Genomic DNA, 20,172 nt, shown 5'->3' with positions numbered 1-20,172 from the left:
CCTCCTATCATTCTACCAAGTTAAAACGGTCCGTAATTCATAGCGTGAGCGATAATTAGTAAAATTATAGCTAAAGCTGTTTGAATAGCGAAGTATGGGAACACCCATTTAAACCATTTAGAGAATGGAATACCTGCGATTGCTAGACCTGCTAACAATACACCACTTGTAGGGATTACCATGTTTGAAATACCGTCTCCAAACTGGAAAGCCAATACCGCTGTCTGTCTTGATACACCAATTAAGTCTGCTAACGGTGTCATAATTGGCATTGTCAAAGCCGCTTGTCCACTTCCTGATGGCACTAAGAAATTTAAGCAAAGCTGTAGTAAGAACATGCCCACAGCGTTAATGGAAGCAGGTAGTACACTTACTGCATTCGCTACAAAATGTAAAATCGTATCAATTAAGCCACCTGATGTAGTAATAACTAAAATAGTTTGAGCAAAGCCGATGATAAGCGCACCCTCTACCATATCTCTAGCTCCTGAAATAAAGCCTTCAGCCATTTTATTCGGGCTCATTTTACAAATTATTGACATAATAATACTGCTTAATAGGAACACGCCACCAATTTCACTGATATACCATTGAAACTTAATAACCCCAACAATTAATGCGACAAAATTCGCCAATAACACAAGCAATGCTAATAAGTGGCGCCCACTCATTTTAAAGTCTAATGATATTTCAACACTTTCTTCTGGCTTAAATTTCCCGTAAATCCCTTTAGACGGATCTTTTTTAACTTTTTTAGCATGTCTAATAATATAGATTACCGTTAAAAGATAAAAAACAAAAAATACGATAATTCTATAGGACATACCTGAATACATTGGCAATTCAGCTATCGTTTGAGCAACCCCGATGTTAAACGGATTCGTAATCCCCGATGTAAATCCAGTAGCTAATGTCCCTAGCATTACTATCGCAAATCCTGTAATTGCGTCCATTCCAAGAGCCATCGTTAATGGAATAATAATCGCAATGTATACTAGTGTATCCTCAGCTGAACCGATTAAAGTGCCTAAACTACCAAAGATTAATATAAGAATCGGAATTAATACATACTCCTTCTTGCCAAACTTAGAAGCCATTACTTTAATAAATGAATCAATAGCTCCTGTTTTTTGCATGATACCAAGTGCGCCACCAAATAAAAATACAAATAAAATAATGGAGGCACCTTCCAGCAACCCTAAATGGACACTATTAAATATTTGAAGAAAACCAACTGGGCTCGAATCAATATATTGAAATGATTCAGGATTCACAACCATTCGACCATTACTCTCTACTCGATCGTACTGACCTGCTGGAATAATATAAGTAAGGGCGCTCATTACCAAAATAATGATAAACATTAAAACAAACGCATTAATACCTTTAGTTTTTGGCTCTTCTAAATTATTTTCTTCCTGTAGATTTGCCATTCTCTCTCCCCTTTACATTCGTAGTTTAAAACCTTTTCAAAAGTAGAAACTTGCTACATTAGACAAGAAATCTACTCCACCCCCTTTTCCGTTACACGGAAATATATTCCGATAAACGGAAATATATTAGTAAAAATATAAAAAATTAAAACTTAAATGTCAATATTTTTTGATAATTCTGTTTAATAAAGTATTAAAATTTTATACATAATACAGCGAAAATCTACTACTTTAATCAATTAGAACAATGCAAAATCATTTCAATTTTAATATTAAAAAATATGTAATTACTTCGCTCGCTATCAACTCATTTCACTATCATTCTACGTTTATGTTTAAAAAGTAAGAGTGCGATTTTAGCCCTCTTTTGAATAAACTCCCGTTACATAGCTATCCAAAAACAGGCTCATTTTTAATAAAAATCTATCATTTGAAAAAGAAAAAAGACTGCCCGTTTTTTTCGGAGCAGTCTCTTTCCAGACAAACAATAAAACATTCATCCTAATAGTTTATATGCATACCAAATGTATATAATGAATATTTATGCAACTAATACAATAACAATCTTCCTCGTTTGCTACCCATTTTCAATCTGTAAAAAATAGTAAAAATCCACTTGACATTCATTAATTGTCTAGCAGATTTCACTATATATTGAAACGTAGAAATTGCGGAACATCTATATTGTCGGCTTTACGCATTGGCTTGCAATCAGATTTTTAGAGCCGGCTTAAAAGGACCTTTAAAAATTCCCGAGCATTTAACTTTAAGTACATTCACCCTTACCGCTATAGAAGTAGTGAACATTTGTTAAAGAAAGCTAAATATAAAACGTATAGTCTTCTGGTGTTACACGCTTTAAAAACTTTTTCGTCCGCTCTTCTTTCGGACTAACAAATATATCATGTGGGCTTCCCTCTTCCACCACAACACCACCGTCCATGAAAATAACGCGGTTTGCGACATCCTTTGCAAAACCCATTTCATGCGTTACTACAAGCATCGTCGTGCCTTCTTTCGCAATGTTTTTCATAACGGTCAACACTTCTCCTACTAACTCTGGATCAAGCGCAGAGGTTGGTTCATCAAACAAAATAATATCTGGATTTAAGGCAACTGCACGAGCTATACCAACACGCTGCTGTTGACCACCTGATAACTGACTTGGATAAGCATCATATTTTTCTGATAAACCTACTTTGTCGAGCGCTTTTTTGCCAATTTCAATAGCCTCAGCCTTTGCTATTTTCCGACCAATAACAAGCCCTTCCGTAACATTTTCTAAAGCTGTTTTATTAGTAAAGAGGTTGTAATTTTGGAATACAAAAGCGACACGTTGTCGAATAGCATGAACATCCTTCTTCTTTACGTTTTGAAAATCTACATCGATATTCCCAAACGTTGCATGCCCTTGATCAGCCTTTTCTAAAAAGTTAATGCAACGCAATAATGTCGTTTTACCGGAGCCACTCGGACCTAAAATAACAACTACATCACCTTTATCAATTGATAAGTCTACACCTTTTAAAATTTCATTGTTGCCAAATGATTTGTGAATATTTTTGATTTTTAACATGATAATCGCCCCTTAGGCATTTGCCATTTTGTATTTGCTCAAATGTTTCTCGTATCGCTTAAACAGGTATTCAACCGTACTACACAAAATTAAATACACGATGAAAATATCAAGATATGCTTCCACATAATTGTAGCCGACATTAGCAGCTACTTTGGCCTTCAGTGTAATTTCTGGCAATGACATTGCATAACCCAATGACGTCGCTTTTATTAAGTTCACTGTTGCTGTACAAATATTCGGCATAGCAACGACTAAAGCTTGTGGAATAATAATTCGTCGATATGCTTGAAATGTCGTTAAACCGACCGCGTGTGCTGCCTCAAGCTGGCCCTTCTCAATAGTACTTAAAGCCGAGCGGAATACCTCTATTAAAATAGCTGTTGTACTAAAAGCAAAGACAATAAATGCATACCAAATCGGATTGATTTTATATATATCGTAGGCAATATGATATTTTTCAAAAATCATTTTTAGAATTAGTGGAATACTACTATAAATAATGAATATCTGAATAATAATTGGAGTACCTCGAACAAAGGATACATAAATTTTTGCTAGATGATGAATAACCGGAATTTTATTGATGCGTGTTAGTGCTAATAAAAATCCTAGTGGTAGGGCAACGAGCAACGCAACAACCGTTACAAGGAGTGCAATCGGTACGCCGGATAATGCCACAAAAAGGGTTTCAACTAAAAATTGATAGTTCATGATTACGCCTCCTTACGTCGTTTCTAACGTTCTTTTCCCCTTGCCGAAAAACTTTTCCAACATAGCAAAGAATTTTTCAATAACAATGGATAGTACCCAATAGACAATCGCAAGTGCAATATAAATTTCTAGTGCATGCGCATTGATATTACTAGCTATAATTAAATTCGCTTTCCCAACAATATCGATTAACCCGATTGTGTAAGCTAATGCACCCTCTTGTAATAACGCAATCATGCCATTCCCGAAGTTCGGCAATGCAATAACAAGTGCTTGGGGGAAAATAATACGACGATAGGCTTGAAATGGTGTTAACCCTACACTGACAGCCGCTTCATACTGCCCCTTGTTAATAGCTAAATAAGAAGATCTAATCACTTCTGACATGATTGCAGCAAACTGCAATGTGAATGTTACGACAACAAAGAACGCTGTATCTATCGCATGAAGATTTAAACCAACGTTTTCTGCTAATGCAGGTACCCCGTAATATACAAGGAATAATAGAACGATAGATGGCGTACAACGCATAACCGTTGTATACAAATTCGCTATTTTTTGTAACACTTTCTTTGAACTTAACTTTGCTGCAGCTAATAACAAGCCGAAAAATGTACCTAACACAATGGAAGAACCTGCAACTAAAAAGGTTACTTTTAAAAACGGCAATAATAAGGGAATAGCGTTCCAAATGTACGATGCATCAAAATATTTCTCCATTTCCTCACCAACTTTATAAAATGTCTTCACTAAAGGCTGCTACGAAACAACACCTTTGTTCTCCGTTTATTAAGAAAGACTGCTGAGTATGTTGACTCAGGCAGCCTTTAAAAAATTATCGATTTACGTTTTCTAACACTTCAAATAAATCACGGCCATAAAATTCTTTACTTAATTCACTTGTTTTCTTTTGCTCCTTAATTTGGGCAATAGCTTTATCGTAAGCATCCGCAAATTCTTGCTCTTTTTTGTTGAACAATGGCCATGTTTTAATCACTGCAAATTCATTGTAAACAACTTCATCTTTTAAGTTATGATAAGCGCCATCATCGGCTAATACTTGCTGTTTGAATGGCCCTTCAATCATGACACCACCATCAACGCGACCTTCATTTACCCATTGCACCACATCGACAGTAAATGCATCACCAGCTTGTAATTTAACTTCGTTAGTTGGATTTGCTTTATTGTACTCATCAATAATTGTATACTGTGCATTGTTTGCAGCGATTGGCGCTAGCGAGTAGCCCTTTGTCGCAAAGTCAGCTAATGTTTTTATACCTTCATCTTCTTTGCGTAGCACTAAACCTGCACTACTTAACCCTAAAAACTCTTTAGGGAAAATAAACTTCTCTGTACGCTCCTGCGTAAAGAATGCATTTTTTACACCTACTTGGTACTTTCCTTGCTCTACACCGATTAGTAAATCATCGCTTGTAGTCCCTACGTATTCAAACTTATATTCTGGTAATAATTCATCTACTAGCTTCATTACTTCCACATCATAACCAGTTGGATTTCCCTTATCATCAATATAGCTAATTGGCTTAGAAGCTTGATCGTAAGCTACCTTTACAGTACGAACTTTAACCCCATCTTCAGTTTCATTTTTAGATGCTTCGCCAGAACTGCATCCTGCTAAAATAGCAAGAGAAGCCAACCCGACTGCTGCAAATTGTAATAATTTTTTCTTCTGTTTAAACATATGTCATTTCCCCTTAATCTCAAGTGATTTTAATATTAATGTTCCGTTAGTTTCTGCTGCTCAATAGCAGCTGTCGCTAATTTAATAATTGTCATATCATCCATTGGCGGGTTATGTAAACCTGCACGGACATTGCGATAATAGCGCTGTAATGGATTCGTAAGCTGCAAACTTTTTGCTCCAACTACACGCATCGCCTTATCTACAATATCTATCGCAATATTTGTCACGGTGTGCTTTGCAACCGCCATTTCATTCGTTAAAGTATCGCGTCTAGCTGGATCATCATAAGCTTCCGCTACTCCATATAGCACAAATCGTGCCTGATGAAGCTTCAATTCAATATCACCTAATAGCTGCTGCACATTAGGCAATGTACTAATCGGAGCATTTAAACTATTTGGTTGATGATGATTAGCAAAATGCAACGCATAGTCTCGGGCTGCCTGTGCAATCCCTAAGTAAGTTGCTGGAATATGTAAAATCCAGCCATTGATTTTGCCACCGCTTGGGTGATTCGGCAATTCTACTAAATGGTTTTTAGGGACAACGACATTCTCTAACACTAAATCATGACTGCTTGTGCCACGCATCGCAGACATTTCCCAGTTTTCTACAATCGATAGCCCTGTTACATCTTTATGAATGAGAAAGAAGCCTATTTGCCCTTTTTCTTCAATCCAAGCAGACGTTAAGAAATAATCTAGTACAGGTGATGCAGTCGTAAATATTTTACGGCCATTTAATAACCAGCCATTATCTGTTGATACAGCAGTTGTTCCAGGGCGACCACCTCGTGTCGGACTACCAGTTGCTAATTCACTGACAGCTCGATTTATGATGGCACCTTTTTGTACTTCCAAAGCAAACTCTTCGAGAATATCGTCTGCCCACAGCTTCTTATCATATATCTCACCAACAACGCCTAGAGTCCATCCTAGTGAAAGAGAGGCGTTCTCGTCGTAGCTAGCTAGTGTTTCTTGAACGAGGATCATATCGTAAACAGATAGTCCCTCTCCTCCATATTGTTTTGGTAATGTTAGTTTTGGATAGCCTATTTGCAGTAATAGCTTATGTGCCTCAAATGGGAAACGCGATTGCTCATCGACTTCTACAGCCTCTGATTTAATTGGTTCCGCAATTGAAGCGAGCTGCTCCAGCCAGTATTGCTGGCGCTCAGTTTTAATAAATAACTCTTTCAAGAAAATCTCCTTCTTCCTAAATTATATAAAACATATATATTTACTAAGAATTAATGTTGTAAAAAAATCTCTACCTACATTAGTGGTGAGATCACTTTAGTACTGAATTTTCAGATTCATTGTCATTATGATACTTTCAACATGTTTAATTGTCAATGGTTAATCACAAGTTTTTTTGTAAGAATTATAGGGTTTTATTTTCTCCTTATTTCAGCTCTTTATTTTGTGCACCAAGCTGTATTTAAAACATATGCTAACACTAAGAAAGAGGTGTATAAATGACCAAAAATACGAGTCCGTCTCCAAATACTGTAAACATCACACATATAGCTCCTCAAATTATTCAAACGAAATTTGGAGATATAAACGGTGATGGCTTTTTCGATACAGTTTTTTTAATGGGTACTAAGACGCCGGAAAGTCCCCTATGGCAGAATCTAACACTAGTTGTTTTTTACGGACAAACAAGACAATTCCAACAAATTGGGCTGAAAGAAAACATTGGCTATAACCCTACGATTTTTCTAGGCGATTTTACAGGGGATCATATAGAGGATATTCTTATTATTTCTGATACTGGTGGCAGTGGTGGCATTATTAATGGTGAGATTTTTTCCTCGATAAATGGGAAATTGCTTTCGATATTTGATACGGAGTCATTTAATAATAAACTCACTTACTCGGTCAATTATTTAAATAACTACAAAGCATCCGTTCGTAGCACGAATCCTAAAAAACAGTATATTCTCGATTTACAATATAAAGGAGCCGAATATTTAGCAGAAATTTATAATAAAGATGGTACATTGAAGCAACCGATTGAAGGCTGGGTTGACCCTATTAGCGGATTATATCCTATTGATTATGCTCGGGAAGGAACATATCAACTATTAGCCTATCAAGAAATTGCGGGCAGATATCATGCGGATGGTTTAGGATTTGTTGAAAACATTTTAAAATGGAATGGTCGAGAATTTGTAGTTGATCGACAATCCGTGTCCATATATGGCGAGGATTTAACATAAAACGAGAATACCGAAATAAACTAAAAAGTCCGCATACATTCCTGCGAACACAGCATAAAACATAAGCCCTGAGAGAAAATAAGGCTGTCCTACGCAATGTTCAACGGAAAGCAAGCGGATTTTTAATTTTGTAGGACGTAAAAAACGACCTACATGTTATTTTTCAACTAAAGCGAAGTAATTATTTTCGTGGTCCGCGAAATTAAAAACTCTACCCATTGGCATCATTACTAAGTCGCCCACTTTAATTCCCTTCGTTTGGAAATCTTGGTACATCTCCGTTATATTATCGGCATAAAACATAATAGAAGGTGTTTCTAAATTTAATTCGGGCTGCATTTTAGCAATCATTTCTTTGTTGTGTAGTACAAATGACGTTTGTGCGTCTTTTGTAGGGGCAATTTCAATCCAGCGCATTTCCGCCTCTGTATTATCCGCTACTACTACAAATCCAATTTTTTCTGTCCAAAACGCTACAGCTGCATCTTGGTCATTTACATACAACATTACTTGTCCAATTTTTTGAATCATGACAAAGCCCTCCCTTTTGAACAATAGTATACATCAAAACATAATTTTATATGTCTGTAGCAGTTATTATTTTTAGTGTAATTTTGAGATTTTCTTAATTATCTTAATAAAAGAAAAACTGATAAAGACTTAACTTTTATTTTTTTTTTGTTAAAATGAGCTAGTCATCTATTATTTACCTTCTCGGGAAATGTATAGAACAATAATATTATAGTGAGGATAACACAAGTGACAAAACTAAGTTTACGAAAAAAGCTCATTTTTTCATTCTTAGCAATACTTCTCATCCCAACATTAATCATTGGTATCATTTCATACCAAAGTGCGGAGAAGCAAATTTCTAAGGAACAGCAAGCAAGTGCTACCGAAAGTATTCGCATGCTTGATACGAATATTACAGGTACTATTAAACCGAAGATTGAGGACATTCAATATTTTACCAAGAAAATTAATCAATCTTATTTACAAGAAAGTAAAGTTCCAGAGCTTCGATCGCTATTACAAGAATATGTAAATATGCACCCAGAAGTTGAGCTCGTCTATCTCGGCACTAATGAAGGTAAGATTATAGATGAGCCTGCACAACAATACCAAAGTAACTTTGATCCACGTACAAGACCTTGGTATACGCAAGCATTAAGTAATAAGGGGCAAATAGCCATTACAGCACCTTATATTTCACAAGCTTCAAGTGCCATGGTTATTACGATTACACAAGCTTTACCAGATGGTTCCGGTGTCATTGGTTTAGATCTCAATATATCTACACTAAGTGACATTACCAACGATATTCACATTGGAAAAACGGGCTTTGCCTCACTTTTAGATAACAACAAAACGTATATTTCCCAACATGATAAAGAAAGTGGTTCAGAGGCTACTGAAAGCTACATTTCAAAAATTTATGAGCAAGACAGTGGCACAATTGTTGAAAAGGATCGACAGCTACAATTTATCACCAATGAACTAACAGGTTGGAAGCTTGTTGGTACAATGTTTTCAGCTGAAGCAACAAAAGCTGCAGCTTCAACCTTTAATATCAACTTAATCATTATTGTTATTTCAATTATTGTCGGCGTTGTGTTTATGCTACTGATGATTAAATCTATTGTGAATCCGATTAATCGACTAAAGCATAGTGCTATTAAAATTAGCGAAGGCGATTTAACGGAATTTATTGAAATACATTCTAAGGATGAAATTGGACAGCTTGGAGAGGCTTTCGTTTCAATGAAAGTTAATTTGAAAAAGCTTATTCGCAATGTTGATCGAAGCGTCCAACATGTACAAGCATCTGCACACGGATTATCTGCACATGCAGAACAAAATATTGCATCTTCAGAGCAAGTTGCACAGGCGATGCAACAAGTAGCAATTAGTGCAGAAAGTCAAACAACAGGTAGTGACCAAAATGCTATCTCTATTGAGGAAATTGCACAAGGCGTCGTTGAAGTGGCTGATAGCGCCATGCAAGTTACAGATCTTTCTAGCAACGCTATTGTGCAAGCAGAAGAAGGAGGTCAATCTGTTGAACGGACTGTCAACCAAATGAATTCAATTAATGAGTCGGTTGCGCAATCAGACAAAATGATTAAGTCGCTTTACGATCGTTCAAAAGAAATTGGTTCCATTTTAGAAATTATAAGTGCTATTTCAGACCAAACGAATTTACTAGCTTTAAACGCTGCAATTGAGGCTGCTAGAGCAGGTGAACATGGTAAAGGTTTTGCCGTAGTGGCCGATGAAGTAAGAAAACTAGCCGAGCAGTCACATCAATCTGCAGAGCAAATTTCCTCGCTCATTACAGGTATTCAGCAAGATACTGCTAAGTCTGTTGAAACAATGGTGAAAGCATCTTCAGATGTACAAGAAGGTATACTGTTATCAGAAGACACAAGCCAAAAATTTGCTAGTATTACTGAAAGCTTACGTAATATTGCACCAAAAATGGAGGGTATCTCAGCTTCTGCGCAAGAAATTTCAGCGGTAGTGGAGGAAGTTTCAGCAACTGCTATTGAGTTAACTGACCATGCTAAGCTTAATGCAGCGGCTTCAGAGGAAGTTGCTGCTTCAACTGAACAAACACTATCCTCAATGCAGGAAATGACTGCATCTGCCAAAGCTTTACTCGATATGGCTGATGAATTACAAAGCTATGTAAACCGTTTTAAATATTAAAAAATGCACGATGAGCAAAGGTTTCTCTCTGCTCATCGTGCTTCTTTATATATTTATTTAGCTTTTTCTTCATGGCTAATCTGCCATTCAATTCCAAACTTATCAGTAAGAGACCCGTAACATTTACTCCAAAAAGTTTCTTGTAGCTCCATCGTTACTTTGCCACCTTCTTTAAGTCCCTCAAATGCTTTTCGCAATTGGGCTTCATCATCAGACACAGCAGCTAATGTTACGTTGTTGCCAATTGTAAATGGTGAACCAGGGAAAGTATCTGAAAACATTACCGTGCTTCCCATAATCGATAAACGTGTATGCATAACGAGATTTTTTGCTTCTTCTGGTAATGGATAGCTTGGATCACTTGGTGAATCGCCAAATGTCATAATTTCAGCCTTGTCCGTATTAAAAACTTGCTCATAAAATGATACAGCCTCTCGACAATTCCCATTAAAAATTAAATACACCTCTACCGCCATTTCCACCACTCCTCTGAATTTTCTGAAACAACTATATTGTACTTAGATTACGAACGATAAGCTAGTCTTATCATGTGAAATCCTGTATAGGTTTACTATTTCAATTACATATTATACTTATAAAAAGGTTTGCGATTTTCTATATTTTAAACACTTTCTTGTCTCCTCCTACATATTTTTTATTTATTTTGTTAAAATCTTTGACTTTTACTTAAAAATCATGTAAATTACCAAATGGCGAACAATTTAAAACAAACATTTAAAAATATTCGTATTTTAGGAGTGTATATAATGGATAACGTATTTGACTATGAGGATATTCAACTAATTCCCGCAAAATGTATCGTAGAAAGTCGATCAGAATGTGATACATCTGTAACTTTAGGTGGACACAAATTTAAATTACCTGTAGTGCCTGCAAACATGCAGACTATTATTGATGAAAATATCGCAGCAAAGCTTGCTGAAAACGGTTACTTTTATATTATGCACCGCTTCAATCCCGAAACACGCATTAATTTCATTAAAGATATGCAAAATCGCAATTTAATCGCTTCGATTAGTGTTGGGGTAAAAGAAGAGGAATATGCATTTGTAGAAGAGTTAGCAACTGCTGGATTAGTTCCTGAATTTATTACAATTGATATTGCACATGGTCATTCAAACGCTGTCATTCGTATGATTCAACATATTAAAAAACATTTACCAAATAGCTTTGTTATTGCTGGTAATGTTGGTACGCCTGAGGCTGTGCGTGAACTTGAAAACGCTGGCGCAGATGCTACTAAAGTTGGGATTGGACCAGGGAAAGTTTGTATTACAAAAATTAAAACAGGCTTCGGCACAGGCGGCTGGCAGCTAGCAGCATTACGCTGGTGTGCAAAGGCTGCGACTAAACCAATTATTGCTGATGGTGGTATTCGCACAAATGGGGATATTGCTAAATCTGTTCGTTTCGGTGCTTCAATGGTTATGATTGGATCTTTATTTGCAGGTCACGAGGAATCACCAGGTGAAACAATCGAAATCGAAGGTAAATTAGTAAAAGAATACTTCGGCTCTGCTTCTGAATTCCAAAAAGGTGAGAAGAAAAATGTTGAAGGTAAAAAAATGTTTGTAGAACATAAAGGTAGCCTAAAAGATACTTTAATTGAAATGCAACAAGACCTTCAATCATCTATTTCGTATGCAGGTGGCACTAAGCTAGAAGCTATTCGAAATGTAGATTATGTAATCGTAAAGAATTCAATTTTCAACGGCGATAAAGTATATTAATATTTTAAAAACGGCTGTTTTCAAAGTCGCTCAAATAGACAAAATATCTCGTGCACTTTCGAGATATTTTGTTTTTTTATTTGTAGAGCACGCGATTATCTCTCGTTTATGCTAATAAAAAAAGACTATAGGCAAACTCAAATTGCTTTGAATTTGTCTATAGTCAGAAATAATTTTTACAGCTTGTTGATTACTGCATGTAAAGTTTCTTTTAATTCTGCATCATGATTAGCAAGCTCAACAAGGTTACCTAAGCGCTCACGTAATACAGGACGTTCAATGACTAATTTCTCGTCAAGTACCTTTACTAATAATTCAATAATAAGACGGTCACGAACATCTAACGCTTCTTCCAAACGCTCTGGTGTAATTTTTGCATCATTTTTTGCTGCATTTGCCATTTAAAAAAACCCCTTTTATTTTATATTCATGCACATCTATTTTAGCATACCGCCTAATTTTTTTAAAAACTTTCTTTTACAATACTATACAGTAATTTACAGTATTACGCATTCCATGTTTACGTTGTCATGTTATATTCTATAGTATTAATAAAATACACGAAATAGTAACAATTATTCTGTCAGTCACCATTCTCTTTATAATGTTTTTTTCATATTCTATAAAATAAATATTATTTTTAAATAAGAAAATGGAGGAATAACATGAACCAAAAGCATTATACATATACGCAACTCGTGAAAGCTGTGCCAAAAACTTTACAACTGTTTCTAAACGTATGCCTTGTATTGTTAGCTCTTATATTAGCCTTCCTGCTTATGAAAGAACTAATTGAATTTCTACACATATTATTAGCAGATAGTACTGGTGATTATAAACTTTTCCTCGCGAATATTCTAATTTTCTTTTTGTATTTTGAATTTATTACGATGATTATTAAGTACTTTAAAGAGGATTATCATTTCCCACTAAGATACTTTATTTATATTGGCATAACTGCCATGATTCGATTAATTATCGTTGAGCACGATCATCCTATTAACACTTTAATTTATTCCCTTATTATTTTAATTTTAATTATTAGCTATTTTATTATTAATATTACCCCATTAGAAAGACCTATTCGTTCATCGATTCTTTTTAAAAAGGAGTAATCTGCTATATGCAGTGTACTTCTCTTTACGCTTAAAAGGCTGTCAAACACATTGGTTTTTCAAAAACAAAGAAAAGTTTGTGCAATGCCTGATATGCACTTGGAATTAAATGATTAGAGCCATTTCGTCCTTCCCCTAAAACATTTATAGAACGTTCATTGCTTAGGTTATGCTTAAAAACAGATATTAATCATTCTGTTCTACCCCTGGATAGGCACCAATCACAATATTTACATACTTTAAAATCTCATCTTCCTGTAGTAATTTCTTTACAATTCGCATTTACACCCTCCTAATGTCCAAAATAATTTAGGTTTAGGCCAATTGCTTTTACATTATTTCAAGCATCTATTAATAACATATATTACCACAAGACTTTTAATGCTGTATGATAACAATAAAGCACCATGAAATGATGAGCTTGCGTCTCAAACGGAGAGCATCCATAAACAACAATGATTACTCTCTATAAATTAACCTACTGTGAAAAAGCAAACACAGTATAAAAGATGGCCCCAAAAGATTATGTATCAGTACGTTAGCTCTTGTACAGCTTCTAACAACGTTGTAAGAGCTATATACATTACCTGAGGAGGATGAAAAAGTTGGATCTGATTGATGCATATATTTATGAAGTGACGAGAAGGATCGCTAAAAACAAGCGAAATGCTATTGAGCTTGAGCTAAAATCAACAATTGAGGATATGTTACCCGACAATTATTCAGAATTAGAGGTAAAAGAAGTGTTATTGAAGCTAGGGGACCCTGCAAAGCTTGCTGTGAACTATCAAGACGGCCCAAAATATTTAATTGGTCCTGAATTGTACAATACTTACATTCAGACAATTAAGATGATTATTCCCTGGGCAATTCTTATAACATTGATTGTTCACCTTGTTAGTAGTGTTTTTTCATTTCCAGAACAAGAAATATTTTTAACTACAATTATCAAAGCATTTACTACAACAATTGTCAGCGTTATTGGCGTAGTATTCCACGTACTTTTTTGGGTTACCATTACCTTTATTATAGCGGAGCGCTATAGTACCACTAAAATTCAAATTCCTTTTATCACGGGGAGCAATGAATGGACACCTGAAGATTTAAACAAAATTATAGTAAACTCTAAAAGCAACAACATACCACTAAGTGATATTATATTTAGCTTTTTAGGAATAGCCTTTTTTTCTTTCATTTATTTTAACGCTTCTCATCTTATCGGAATTTACTCATCTGATGACAGAATTGGTTTAAAATTTGTCATGCCAATTTTCAATCAAGATACCCTTTTGTCCTTTAAACCCATTATTTTATGTTGGATAATATTAAGTTTTGCCTTAACTCTATATAAATGGAAGATTCGGCAATGGACCATGCCGATTGCCATTACAAGTGCATTTCTTCATTGTATTGGTACCATTGTTTTTATTGCCATGGCGAACCAGCCTGATTTTATTCATAGTGCTGCTATTCCATATATGGCAGCTATTATGGAAACCACAGCTGCAAAGATTATGGTAACATTAGATCGTATACTATTCGTTTGTATTGCTATTACCATTCTAGCAAGTGCGTTTGATATTTATAGCGGCTTTAAGAAGGCTAAAATTAAATAAAGTTGAAACTTTATTAAAAAAATAGGTTAGTTAAACGGTTTTTTAGGGTATTAATGTAGTTGTTATTATTTCGCTTTTCATCGACGACTTTCACCTATGAAAAACATAGTCCCCTCTATAATAACGCAAACTTATTACCTAGTAAAATATGCCTTAATTTCATTAAAATACCGTTATTTTCTAATGTTTTGTATAATAATGATATTAAGAGTATTTTTAATACAATTTATAATCTGCATTTCATCAACATCCAAGCAGAATAAGGGGTAAAAACTATGACAATTCTTCTTGTAGATGACAATCAAGTCAATCTATTTGTAATTGAAAAAATTTTAAAAAATGCAGGTTATGAAAACTGTGTATCTCTTTCATCAGCTTATGAGCTTTTTGACTATCTTCAGTTAGATGCTAAAAATCCAGCGGGTAGTTCCGTAGAGTTAATACTATTAGATATTATGATGCCTGAGGTAGATGGTATTGAAGCTTGTAAACGAATTAAACAAAATGAAAAATTCAACGATATTCAAATTATTTTCGTTACAGCATTAGAAGATAAAAACAAACTCGCAGAAGCACTTGATATTGGAGGGGTCGATTATATTACAAAACCCATTAATAAGACGGAACTTCTTGCAAGAATTCGTGTTGCCCTACGATTGAAGGCGGAATTAGATTGGCATACAAAACAAGAAGCAAAAATTAAATATGAATTAGATTTGGCTACACATGTACAACGCAGTTTATTAAGTGCACCTTTACATGAGGATAATATTCAAATCGAGGTTTCCTACCTCCCATCCTCTAATTTAGCAGGCGATATGTATTATTGGTACAAAATAAACGATAACCGCTATGCCATCATTTTGCTTGATATGATGGGTCATGGTATTTCAGCTGCACTTGTTTGTATGTTTATCTCGTCCGTCCTAAGAGAAGCTGTTAAACAGCTCGTGGAACCCGAGTTGGTCATAAAGGAATTGAACCGTTATATGACGCTTTTACAGAATGCTAAGGAAGAAAATATTCATTACTTTACAGCTATTTACATAGTGATTGATACTGAACAAAAAACGATTGAATACGTAAACGCGGGTCACCCTTCTGGATATGCTCTTGTTGACGAAGAAACATTAGTTCCTTTAAATCAAGGAAGTTGTGCTGTCGGTTTCTTTGAAGAAATAAAGGTAGAAAAACAACTTATTAAATATGAAAAAGATATCCAAATTGTTTTATATACAGATGGTGTGTTAGAGGCGATGGGCCCATGTGAAATAGAGTCTGAAAAACATTTGCAAACGCTAACATCTAGTAAATGGAATTATACCCAATGTCTGATTGATAATTTGCTTCCTAAAGAAAAGCAAACAAACCAACCTGATGATATGTGTGTATTAATGATTCAAGCACAGGCAAAATGAATTAGACAGCGACAAAAACAAAAATCCGCATACACTTCTGCTACTAGCATGCATTAAAGCAATGTCTAAGCAGAAAGTATAGCGGATTTTTATTATTGCTATCGCTTATTAATCTAATTTTTGATAAATTTTCTCAACGCCTACGGTTTCTTTATATTTCGAAATAATTGCTTCACAGCGAAGTGTTTCCTTATCTCCTAAGCATAAAAAGCCATTTTGACTTAGGCTTTCATAAAATAAATGATGTACTTGGCTTTGTAATACAGGTGAAAAGTAAATTAATACATTTCGGCATATAATTACATGGAATTCATTAAACGATTGATCTGTCACTAAATTATGCTGTGCAAAAATAATGTTTTTCAATAGTTCAGGATGGAAATAGGCATATTGATAGTCTGTTTTATAGTATTCTGAAAAAGCATGGCTTCCGCCTGCAAGCATATAATTCGTTGTATATGCTTGCATTTTTTTGATTGAGAAAGCGCCTTTTTTTGCCTTCTCTAGCACATGCTCATTCATATCCGTTGCGTAAATCACCGCTCTATCTATTAGTCCCTCTTCCTGTAGTAAAATCGCCATTGAATATACTTCCTCACCTGTTGCACATCCTGCATGCCATATTCGGATCTCGGGGTACTGTTTTAAATAAGGAACGACTTCTTTACGGAAAGCTTTAAAAAAGCTAGGGTTTCGAAACATTTCCGTGACATTAATTGAAAAATCATTTAAAAGCTGCTCTAAAAAATCTTCTTCATGTATTACTTTTTCCAATACACGAGAAATCGTTGGAATATTATTAACCCTCATTCGATTGTATATTCTACGAGAAATAGAAGATTGATTATATTGTCGAAAATCAAAACCTGATAAACGATAGACTGCTTCGAGTAGTAACTCAATTTCCATATTCGAATGCTTATTCAATTGTTGCTTTAGCTCAAAATTCTGGAATTGATTATCCATACTTATTTTATCTCCCTTTAGAAACTAGCCATACGCGTAACACCGATACTAATTGATCTAAATTTAATGGCTTACTAATATAATCCGAAGCACCAGCTTCTAAAGATTTATCACGATCTGTTTTCATCGCTTTAGCAGTCAAAGCGATAATTGGCAAATCTGTAAGCTTCATTTTTGTTCGAATAATAGACATCGTTTCGTATCCATCCATATTCGGCATCATGATATCCATAAGAATAAGATCTATTTTGTTATTCGTCTCCATAATCTTTAAACATTCTAATCCATCTTTTGCAACGAGAATATTCATACCTCTATTTTCAAGTGCTGCTTTCAATGCATAAATATTTCGATAATCATCATCTACGATTAATATATTTTTCCCTTGGAACACTTCTACTTCGTTTAGAGAGACAATGTCGCTTTCATCCACTTGCTCCCGCACCTCAACTACCTCAGGAGCTTCAAGAGTAGCCACTACTTCAACAACAGCAGAATCAATAGTCGTCGCCTCATTTAAGCCATTAGGTAAACTTGGAATAGTAAGAGAGAAGCTACTGCCCTTTCCTTCTTCACTTTGTAATGAAACCCAGCCACCAAGTAATTTTGAAAATTCTCTACAAATGGATAAACCTAACCCTGTTCCACCATATTTTCTTACAGTAGCACCATCTGCTTGCTGGAATGATTCAAAGATTAGCTGGTGTTTGTCTTTTGGAATACCTATTCCTGTGTCAGACACTGTAATTTCGAGCCATTCTGAGCTTACATCTTGCATATTAGTTGTTAACTGTTCAAGGTCAAGCTGTTTAATATCTACACGCACATAACCCTGTTCCGTAAATTTTAGTGCATTTGATAATAAATTTTTTAAAACTTGCTGGAATCTCTTCTCATCTGTATAGAAAATATCAGCAACATTTTCTGCCTTCACTATTTGCAACTCTAGATTTTTTTTCTTCGCTACTGGAGCAAAGATTTGCTCAATTTGTATCGGCATTTCACTCATGTTCACTTCATCGAAAATTATTTCAATTTTGCCAGCTTCAACTTTTGATATATCTAAAATATCATTAATTAATACGAGTAAGTCTTCACCAGATGAATGAATGACTCTTGCAAATTCCATCTCTTCTTCAGTTAAATTATTGTTGCCATTTTCCGATAACATTTCAGATAAAATTAAAATGCTATTTAACGGTGTTCGTAATTCATGAGACATATTAGCTAAAAATTGAGATTTATAATTAGAATGTAATACAAGTTGCTCAGAACTGTCTTCCAATTCTTTTTTAGCTTTTTCTAATTCTTGTGTTTTAATTTCAGCATCTTTTGTTCTTTCCTCTAGCTGCTCATTAATCATTGTTAGTTCTTCTGTTTGCATTTGCAATTCTTCCGATTGCGTTTGTAGCTCTTCAGATTGAACTTGTAATTCCTCTGTCATAGCTCTAGATTCGTTTAGTAAACGTACAATTTCCATACGACCTAAAATACTATTAACCGTTAACCCAAATGTTTCAATTATTTGATTCACTAATTCTTTCTGTAGCGCTGTGTAGCTAGTCATTGTTGCTAATTCAACGACAGCTATTACATCATCCTCAAATATGATTGGGAAGATAAAAATGCTCTTCGGTGGCGCCTCACCTAAGCCTGTTCCTATTAAACGATAATCTTTCGAAATATCATCGTTAATGAAAACTCGTTTTTCCTGCGCACATTGGCCAATTAAACCTTGTCCAATTTTAAATTTTTCAATCCCAATATTATCTCCAGCATCTGCAAAGGCTGCTTTTTTTACAAAATAGACATCGCTATTATGCATTTCCCGAACATAAAAAGCACCGAATGAAGACCCTGTCTTGTGCGACATTTCTGAAAGGAAAGTTTCAGCCAATTTCGTAATAGCTGAAATCCCTTGATATTTAGTGACAATTTCAGCGATATTAGCTTGCAACCATTCTCTTCGCTCAAATGTATCTAACAACTCATTTGTAGCAACTGCAAGATCATTTATTTCGTCGTTTGTTTTGACATGAATTCTTGTTCGATAGTTACCCTTTGAAGCCGCCATTTCTTTAATTGTTTGTGTGACTTCTTTCATTGTTTTAACAATTGACCGCGAAATCCCACTAGCAATGGCGATTGAGATGAGAGATACGAGCACTAGAATACCAAACAAGCCTGATGTTAAATTACTATTTTTTTTGTCCAATAGCTTGGCCTTATTTTGTGTGAACACATTCTCATCTGAACGGAAAGCATCAAACTGATTTCGCATCGTTTCCATATCTTTACGACCAATGTCCACTTTGAAAAATTCATTTAATGCTTCCGTATTATTTTCTTTTTTAAATCTTATTGTCGGTTCGCCTGAAGTTGCAATCCAATGATCAATCGTCACTTTAATAGCATCTAACTTCTCTTGTTGGTTTCCCCTATCTTCTAATAGCTGATACAATTCATTAAAATCGATCTTCCAATTTTCTTCGGCGTTATTGTACGGTTCTAAGTAGCTCGAATCACCGGTAATCATATAACCTCGTTGGCTCGATTCCATATCTAAAATATATTTTTCAATACGATTGGTAAGTGTTTGAACTTGAGCATCATATTTAATAATGTGATTCCTTTCCTGTTGTAGGGAAGTAATTTGATTGTTTAATATAATCACTGATGCAAGTAAACAAAGAATAATAACTACATAGCCGAGGGTAATCTTTGTACGTATACCCATTTTTATCTTTTTATACATTTAATCCCCCTACCTTTTACTGTCCTATAGTTATATTAACAGTATAATGGTGGAATTGAAATTGACAGGTTGACTTTACTTTGTTCAACTCTAGTTAATTTCCCTTGGATACCTATAGCTAAAACACACAGAGCAGCGAATTCATCAAATCTCCTTATTTTAAAATTTTTCTACAGCGTTCAAATTC

Annotated in this window: 17 protein-coding genes; 6 read left to right on the top strand and 11 right to left on the bottom strand. The window is 35.0% G+C overall.

What is annotated here, in order from left to right; genetic code table 11:
- Positions 1-20: 20 nt before the first annotated feature.
- From ACIP9G_RS17435 to ACIP9G_RS17410, 6 genes are all read right to left on the bottom strand, one after another.
- Positions 21-1,433: a YfcC family protein gene (locus ACIP9G_RS17435; RefSeq protein ID WP_340821673.1), complete on the bottom strand. Its 1,413-nt coding sequence runs from the start codon at positions 1,431-1,433 to the stop codon at positions 21-23.
- An 820-nt stretch (positions 1,434-2,253) separates the two neighbouring features.
- Complete coding sequence (locus tag ACIP9G_RS17430; RefSeq protein ID WP_340821672.1) at positions 2,254-3,009, bottom strand: amino acid ABC transporter ATP-binding protein; 756 nt, start codon at positions 3,007-3,009, stop codon at positions 2,254-2,256.
- A 12-nt stretch (positions 3,010-3,021) separates the two neighbouring features.
- Positions 3,022-3,723 (bottom strand): amino acid ABC transporter permease, encoded by a 702-nt coding sequence (locus ACIP9G_RS17425; RefSeq protein ID WP_401021030.1) that lies wholly within the window; start codon positions 3,721-3,723, stop codon positions 3,022-3,024.
- A gap of 12 nt (positions 3,724-3,735) precedes the next feature.
- Complete coding sequence (locus ACIP9G_RS17420) at positions 3,736-4,443, bottom strand: amino acid ABC transporter permease (protein WP_340821669.1); 708 nt, start codon at positions 4,441-4,443, stop codon at positions 3,736-3,738.
- A gap of 115 nt (positions 4,444-4,558) precedes the next feature.
- Positions 4,559-5,428 carry a transporter substrate-binding domain-containing protein gene (locus ACIP9G_RS17415; RefSeq protein ID WP_340821668.1) on the bottom strand — a complete coding sequence of 290 codons (870 nt, stop codon included), beginning with the start codon at positions 5,426-5,428 and terminating at the stop codon, positions 4,559-4,561.
- Between the two features lie 35 nt (positions 5,429-5,463).
- On the bottom strand, positions 5,464-6,630 hold the full coding sequence (locus ACIP9G_RS17410; protein ID WP_401021027.1) for an acyl-CoA dehydrogenase family protein: 1,167 nt from the start codon (positions 6,628-6,630) through the stop codon (positions 5,464-5,466).
- Positions 6,631-6,908: 278 nt separating this feature from the next.
- Here ACIP9G_RS17410 and ACIP9G_RS17405 point away from each other — a divergent pair, with 278 nt between their 5' ends.
- Positions 6,909-7,655 carry a hypothetical protein gene (locus tag ACIP9G_RS17405; RefSeq protein ID WP_340821666.1) on the top strand — a complete coding sequence of 249 codons (747 nt, stop codon included), beginning with the start codon at positions 6,909-6,911 and terminating at the stop codon, positions 7,653-7,655.
- Between the two features lie 156 nt (positions 7,656-7,811).
- On the opposite strand, the gene ACIP9G_RS17400 is transcribed toward ACIP9G_RS17405, so the two are convergent.
- The gene (locus ACIP9G_RS17400) at positions 7,812-8,186 is read right to left on the bottom strand and encodes a VOC family protein (RefSeq protein ID WP_401021024.1); all 375 of its coding nucleotides are present in this window, start codon (positions 8,184-8,186) and stop codon (positions 7,812-7,814) included.
- A gap of 228 nt (positions 8,187-8,414) precedes the next feature.
- Between ACIP9G_RS17400 and ACIP9G_RS17395 the strand changes: the two genes are divergently transcribed.
- On the top strand, positions 8,415-10,364 hold the full coding sequence (locus ACIP9G_RS17395; protein WP_401021022.1) for a methyl-accepting chemotaxis protein: 1,950 nt from the start codon (positions 8,415-8,417) through the stop codon (positions 10,362-10,364).
- A gap of 53 nt (positions 10,365-10,417) precedes the next feature.
- Here ACIP9G_RS17395 and ACIP9G_RS17390 read toward each other — a convergent pair whose 3' ends face one another.
- A complete protein-coding gene (locus ACIP9G_RS17390; RefSeq protein WP_340821662.1) occupies positions 10,418-10,840 on the bottom strand; it encodes a VOC family protein in 423 nt (140 codons plus the stop codon).
- Positions 10,841-11,131: 291 nt separating this feature from the next.
- Between ACIP9G_RS17390 and guaC the strand changes: the two genes are divergently transcribed.
- Positions 11,132-12,115: a GMP reductase gene (gene guaC, locus ACIP9G_RS17385; RefSeq protein ID WP_340821660.1), complete on the top strand. Its 984-nt coding sequence runs from the start codon at positions 11,132-11,134 to the stop codon at positions 12,113-12,115.
- Between the two features lie 176 nt (positions 12,116-12,291).
- Here guaC and ACIP9G_RS17380 read toward each other — a convergent pair whose 3' ends face one another.
- Positions 12,292-12,516 carry a phosphate-starvation-inducible protein PsiE gene (locus ACIP9G_RS17380; RefSeq protein WP_340821658.1) on the bottom strand — a complete coding sequence of 75 codons (225 nt, stop codon included), beginning with the start codon at positions 12,514-12,516 and terminating at the stop codon, positions 12,292-12,294.
- Positions 12,517-12,780: 264 nt separating this feature from the next.
- Between ACIP9G_RS17380 and psiE the strand changes: the two genes are divergently transcribed.
- From psiE to ACIP9G_RS17365, 3 genes are all read left to right on the top strand, one after another.
- Positions 12,781-13,230 carry a phosphate-starvation-inducible protein PsiE gene (psiE, locus tag ACIP9G_RS17375; protein ID WP_401021018.1) on the top strand — a complete coding sequence of 150 codons (450 nt, stop codon included), beginning with the start codon at positions 12,781-12,783 and terminating at the stop codon, positions 13,228-13,230.
- A 605-nt stretch (positions 13,231-13,835) separates the two neighbouring features.
- Entirely contained in the window at positions 13,836-14,846 is a 1,011-nt protein-coding gene (locus ACIP9G_RS17370; protein ID WP_401021015.1) for a hypothetical protein, read from the top strand.
- Positions 14,847-15,121: 275 nt separating this feature from the next.
- The gene (locus ACIP9G_RS17365; RefSeq protein WP_340821652.1) at positions 15,122-16,264 is read left to right on the top strand and encodes a SpoIIE family protein phosphatase; all 1,143 of its coding nucleotides are present in this window, start codon (positions 15,122-15,124) and stop codon (positions 16,262-16,264) included.
- Between the two features lie 108 nt (positions 16,265-16,372).
- On the opposite strand, the gene ACIP9G_RS17360 is transcribed toward ACIP9G_RS17365, so the two are convergent.
- Together ACIP9G_RS17360 and ACIP9G_RS17355 are read right to left on the bottom strand one after the other, a co-directional pair.
- On the bottom strand, positions 16,373-17,230 hold the full coding sequence (locus ACIP9G_RS17360; protein WP_340821651.1) for a CheR family methyltransferase: 858 nt from the start codon (positions 17,228-17,230) through the stop codon (positions 16,373-16,375).
- Positions 17,231-17,237: 7 nt separating this feature from the next.
- On the bottom strand, positions 17,238-19,985 hold the full coding sequence (locus ACIP9G_RS17355; protein ID WP_401021012.1) for an ATP-binding protein: 2,748 nt from the start codon (positions 19,983-19,985) through the stop codon (positions 17,238-17,240).
- Positions 19,986-20,172: the final 187 nt, after the last annotated feature.

The sequence above is a fragment of the Lysinibacillus sp. NPDC093197 genome (assembly GCF_044754025.1).
Taxonomy (GTDB): domain Bacteria; phylum Bacillota; class Bacilli; order Bacillales_A; family Planococcaceae; genus Lysinibacillus.
Note: the sequence above shows the minus strand (reverse complement) of the source record. Positions and strands in the feature narration are given on the sequence as shown.

Excerpts from the sequence above, each read along its gene's own strand:
- ACIP9G_RS17435 (WP_340821673.1), bottom strand. The coding sequence starts at position 1,433 with ATGGCAAATCTACAGGAAGAAAATAATTTAGAAGAGCCAAAAACTAAA.
- ACIP9G_RS17430 (WP_340821672.1), bottom strand. The coding sequence starts at position 3,009 with ATGTTAAAAATCAAAAATATTCACAAATCATTTGGCAACAATGAAATT.
- ACIP9G_RS17425 (WP_401021030.1), bottom strand. The coding sequence starts at position 3,723 with ATGAACTATCAATTTTTAGTTGAAACCCTTTTTGTGGCATTATCCGGC.
- ACIP9G_RS17420 (WP_340821669.1), bottom strand. The coding sequence starts at position 4,443 with ATGGAGAAATATTTTGATGCATCGTACATTTGGAACGCTATTCCCTTA.
- ACIP9G_RS17415 (WP_340821668.1), bottom strand. The coding sequence starts at position 5,428 with ATGTTTAAACAGAAGAAAAAATTATTACAATTTGCAGCAGTCGGGTTG.
- ACIP9G_RS17405 (WP_340821666.1), top strand. The coding sequence starts at position 6,909 with ATGACCAAAAATACGAGTCCGTCTCCAAATACTGTAAACATCACACAT.
- ACIP9G_RS17400 (WP_401021024.1), bottom strand. The coding sequence starts at position 8,186 with ATGATTCAAAAAATTGGACAAGTAATGTTGTATGTAAATGACCAAGAT.
- ACIP9G_RS17390 (WP_340821662.1), bottom strand. The coding sequence starts at position 10,840 with ATGGCGGTAGAGGTGTATTTAATTTTTAATGGGAATTGTCGAGAGGCT.
- guaC (WP_340821660.1), top strand. The coding sequence starts at position 11,132 with ATGGATAACGTATTTGACTATGAGGATATTCAACTAATTCCCGCAAAA.
- ACIP9G_RS17380 (WP_340821658.1), bottom strand. The coding sequence starts at position 12,516 with ATGGCAAATGCAGCAAAAAATGATGCAAAAATTACACCAGAGCGTTTG.
- psiE (WP_401021018.1), top strand. The coding sequence starts at position 12,781 with ATGAACCAAAAGCATTATACATATACGCAACTCGTGAAAGCTGTGCCA.
- ACIP9G_RS17365 (WP_340821652.1), top strand. The coding sequence starts at position 15,122 with ATGACAATTCTTCTTGTAGATGACAATCAAGTCAATCTATTTGTAATT.
- ACIP9G_RS17360 (WP_340821651.1), bottom strand. The coding sequence starts at position 17,230 with ATGGATAATCAATTCCAGAATTTTGAGCTAAAGCAACAATTGAATAAG.
- ACIP9G_RS17355 (WP_401021012.1), bottom strand. The coding sequence starts at position 19,985 with ATGTATAAAAAGATAAAAATGGGTATACGTACAAAGATTACCCTCGGC.